Here is a 4049-nt window from a genome sequence, read left to right on the forward strand (position 1 = left end):
TATCCTGTTCACCGCTCAGCGCCTGGCGCTGGAACTGGGCTGCGAGAAGGGCTTCCGTGTGGTGATGAACTGCAATGAAGAAGGTGGACAGACCGTTGACCACATCACCCGGCACTCGTGGCGGGTTGGCGGTGAACAGGGTGTCGCCATTGCGGCTGTCGATCTTGTCGATCAGGTACGGCGCGATCTTGTAGCCGCCGTTGGCAAACGTGCTCCAGCCGGTGGCGATTTCCATCGGTGTGAGGGTCGCCGTCCCCAGGGCCAGGGACAGGTTCGGCGGCAGGTCCGCCTTGTTGAAGCCAAAGCGGGTGATGTAGTCGATGGTCTTGTTCACGCCCATCGCCTGCAGCAAGCGGATCGACACCAGGTTGCGCGACTTGTACAGCGCCTCGCGGATGCGGATTGGGCCGAGGAAGGTGTTGGTGTCGTTCTTCGGGCGCCAGACCTTGTCCAGGTACTCGTCGACAAACACGATCGGGGCATCGTTGACCAGGCTGGCGGCCGTGTAGCCGTTGTCCAGGGCGGCACTGTAGACGAACGGCTTGAAGCTCGAGCCCGGCTGGCGCTTGGCCTGGGTGGCACGGTTGTAGTTGCTCTGCTCGAACGCGAAGCCGCCGACCAGGGCGCGGATCGCACCGTTCTGCGGGTCGAGGGAAACCAGCGCGCCTTGGGCGACTGGCACCTGGCTGAATTTCAGGCTGTCGTCTTTCTGGCGTTGCACGCGGATCAAGTCACCCACCTGCGCGACGTCCGACGGCTGCTTGGGCATCGGGCCCATGCTGTTGGTGTTCAGGAATGGGCGCGCCCATTTCATGCTGTCCCACGCCACATGCGCTTCGCCGGTTCGGGTCAGTACCTGCACGCCGTCCTTCTTCACCTGGGTGACGATGGCAGGTTCCAGGCCGCTGATCGTGCGCTGTTTGCCGAGTTCGGTGGTCCAGGCGCTCAGGGTCTTGCCCGGCAGGCGCGATTCTGGGCCGCGGTAGCCGTGGCGCTGGTCGTAGGTGATCAGGCCTTCATGCACCGCGTTGTTGGCGATTTCCTGCAAGTCGCTCGGAACGGTCGTGGTCACGCGAAAGCCTTCGGTGTAAGCCTCGCTGCCATAACGGCCGACCATCTCGGCACGCGCCATTTCCGCGATATAAGGGGCGTTCACTTCCGGGGTCGGTACGTGGTAACTGGCGTTCAACGGCTCGGCCACCGCGCTTTCATAGGCGCTCTGGCTGATTTTGCCCAGCTTGTACATGCGCCCCAGAATCCAGTCGCGCCGCTCTTTGCTGCGCGCCGGGTTGGCCAGCGGGTTGAAGCGCGAGGGCGCCTTGGGCAGGCCGGCAATCATCGCCATCTGCGCCAGGCTGGCGTCACGAATCGACTTGCCGTAGTAGACCTGGGAAGCGGCTTCGATGCCGTAGGCGCGGTTGCCCAGGTAGATCTTGTTGACGTACAGCTCAAGGATCTCGTCCTTGGTCAACTGACGTTCGATCTGCAGTGCCAGCAGGATCTCGGTGGCTTTGCGCGAAAAGCTGCGCTCGCTGGTGAGGAAGAAGTTCTTCGCCACCTGCATGGTGATCGTGCTGCCGCCGGATTGAATGTGTCCGCTTTTTACCAACTGCGTGGCGGCCCGCACCAGGCTGCTGGGGTCGACGCCGTAGTGGTTGGCGAAATTATCGTCCTCTGCCGACAGCAGGGCGTTGATGAAGTTGGGCGAAATATCCGCGAAACGGATCGGGGTGCGGCGCATTTCGCCGAACTCCGCGATCAGTTTTTCATCGCTGCTGTAGACCCGCAAAGGAATCTGCAACTGGATGCTTCTCAGGGCCTCTACGGAGGGCAAACCCGGACTAAGGTAGAGGTAGGCGCCGCTGAGGACGAGCAGCAGCCCGCAAACGATGGCGACAATGGAGTACCCGAAAAACTTCAGCAGACGAATCAAGGCTTTTGGATTTCCAGAGAAAAGAATGGGTTAGGCGCCGGGACATGCATGGCAAACGATGAGTCGACCCGAGCTGCAGATAAAAAGCGGGAAAAAACGCTGGGCATTAAAGCATTTTTCAGCTTGGGGCGTCATTCGCGCCTCGCAAACAAGGCGACCGAATGCACGGTGCCCCGCGCCAATCAGGCGATATGACAGGGAAAGTTTTAGGGAGTTTTATGGGAAAGGGATTTTTCAGGCAAAAAGTCGATACCGTCCTGGGTGTCGACATTCAGGACACGGGCATCCGGCTGATCGAACTCGGCCGCTCGCCCACTGGCTACAGCGTACAAAGCTATGCCACTCAGGCACTACCGGCCCAAGCCGTGGTCGATAGCAGCATGCTCGACCTCGACGGCGTCGGGCAGGCGTTGTCCCAGGCGTTGGCCCGGTTGCGCACCTCGGCCCGCCAAGCGGCCGTGGCCGTGTCGGGCCCCTCGGTGATTACGCGGGTGATCGAGTTGGAGGCGGGGCTCAGTGAGGAAGAAATGACCTGGATGATCCAGATGGAGGCCGACCAGTACATCCCGTACCCGCTGGATGAGATGGCCCTGGATTTCCAGGTTCGCGGGCCATCGGCCCAGAATCTGGCGCGGGTTGATGTATTGCTCGCCGCGTGCCATAAGGCCCAGGTAGAGGCTCGCGTCGCGGTTTTGAGCCTGGCTGGGCTGGTGCCGAAGGTGGTGGATGTGGAAGCATTTGCATTGGCGCGCGCTTGCAGTCAGGATTTCGCCAGCTTCACGCTGGGCCATCGAGTCGATGGCGCACAATGGGCCGTGGATGCCCACGGGATGGGAATTGCTTGCGGGTTGGCCCTGAGGAGTTTCGCTTGATGACACGAATCAACCTTTTGCCCTGGCGCCAGGCGCTGGCGGAACGGCGGCGCAAATACTTCCTGGTGCTGCTGCTGGCGTTTGCCTGTGTGGCGCTTGCTGCCGTGTGGTTGGCCGATCAAGTGATCGACCAGGCGATTGACCGACAAGTGACGCGTAATAACCATCTGGACAAGGACGTTGCCGTCCTTGACTCGCGCATCAAGACCATCGATGACCTGCAGCAGCAAAGCCAGCAATTGGCGGAGCGCATGAAGGTCGTGCAGGACTTGAGCGAAGCCCGTTCGGCCGGTGCCCAGCTCTTGGATCAGTTGGCTCGCGCGGTGCCTGACGGGGTGCATTTGCACGAGGTTGTGGCGAAGGGCGATACGGTCAGCATCCGAGGCAGCGCTGATTCCAGCCAGGACATCGCCCAACTGATGCGCCGCCTGCAAGCGTCCGAAGGCGCCCACGCCACTCGGCTGCAACGTGTGCGGATGGAAGATGACCAGGGCGGCAACGAGTTTCAATTGACGGTGCGCCAGGGAGAGTCCGTCGAGGCCCAGCCGTGAGCCTGCCCAGGCTCGACTTTTCCGCTCTCACCCACAACGCTGCGAAATGGCCCTTGCCCGCCAAGGCCGTGCTCGGCTGCGCGCTCGCCGGCCTGGTGCTGTGGGTGGGCGATGGGATGTACCTGAGCCCGTCGCGGGAGCGGTTGCAGGGGATTGAGGCGCAGGGCGTCGTCTTGCAGCGCCAGGTCGCCGAAAAGGCGGGCCTTGCCGCCAGTCTTGAGGCGCGCAGCCTGCAGTTTCAGGCGATGCAGGCGCGCTTTACCGGGCTGTTGGAGCAGTTGCCTGGCGCGTCCGGGGTACCCGCTTTGCTCGAAGATATTGCCCGGCTGGGCGCGGCCAATGCGGTGCTCGTCGACGAGATCGTGCTGTTGGATGAGCAGCCCCGGCCACTCTATATCGAGCAGCCATTACACCTGCGCGTCACCGGGGCTTATCACGACCTGGCGATGTTTGTGAGCGCCTTGGGCGGCTTGCCGCGCATCGTCACGGTGCATGATGTCGCGCTGCGAGTTGATGGGGTGGCATTGCGCTTGGAGTTGCTGGCCAAGACGTATCGCAATCCGTCGCCGGGCGTTCAGTCGGGCCAGGCCTTTGAGCCGGGGCCGCGCTTTGTCTATGACGCGCTTGCCTTGCGCAATCCGTTCCAGCAACGCGCCTTGCAGGTCGATCACGTGCCTGGCCGGCCCGCGCTCG

3 protein-coding genes and 2 pseudogenes are annotated in these 4049 nt (G+C 62.3%); 4 read left to right on the plus strand and 1 reads right to left on the minus strand.

Translation table 11 applies throughout. The features are described from left to right. Positions 1 to 115: pseudogene (locus L9Z73_RS26620) on the plus strand (histidine triad nucleotide-binding protein); the annotation flags it as partial. Here the strand turns inward: L9Z73_RS26620 and L9Z73_RS26625 are convergent. Beyond that, positions 110 to 1930, minus strand: a pseudogene (locus L9Z73_RS26625) (penicillin-binding protein 1A); the annotation flags it as partial. The pseudogenes L9Z73_RS26620 and L9Z73_RS26625 overlap by 6 nt on opposite strands. Before the next feature lie 221 nt (positions 1931 to 2151). Between L9Z73_RS26625 and pilM the strand changes: the two are divergent. The 3 genes from pilM to L9Z73_RS26640 form a co-directional block, all read left to right on the plus strand. Next, positions 2152 to 2805, plus strand: coding sequence for a type IV pilus biogenesis protein PilM (gene pilM / locus L9Z73_RS26630; protein ID WP_247407534.1), 654 nt, complete (start codon positions 2152 to 2154; stop codon positions 2803 to 2805). Next, on the plus strand, positions 2805 to 3356 hold the full coding sequence (locus tag L9Z73_RS26635) for a PilN domain-containing protein (RefSeq protein WP_247407536.1): 552 nt from the start codon (positions 2805 to 2807) through the stop codon (positions 3354 to 3356). Before pilM ends, L9Z73_RS26635 begins: the two co-directional genes overlap by 1 nt. Beyond that, the coding region (locus L9Z73_RS26640; protein WP_247407538.1) for a type 4a pilus biogenesis protein PilO at positions 3353 to 4049 on the plus strand (697 nt) is incomplete at its 3' end. The genes L9Z73_RS26635 and L9Z73_RS26640, both read left to right, overlap by 4 nt.

It is taken from the genome of Pseudomonas emilianonis (assembly GCF_023072625.1).
Taxonomy (GTDB): Bacteria; Pseudomonadota; Gammaproteobacteria; order Pseudomonadales; family Pseudomonadaceae; genus Aquipseudomonas; species Aquipseudomonas paraveronii.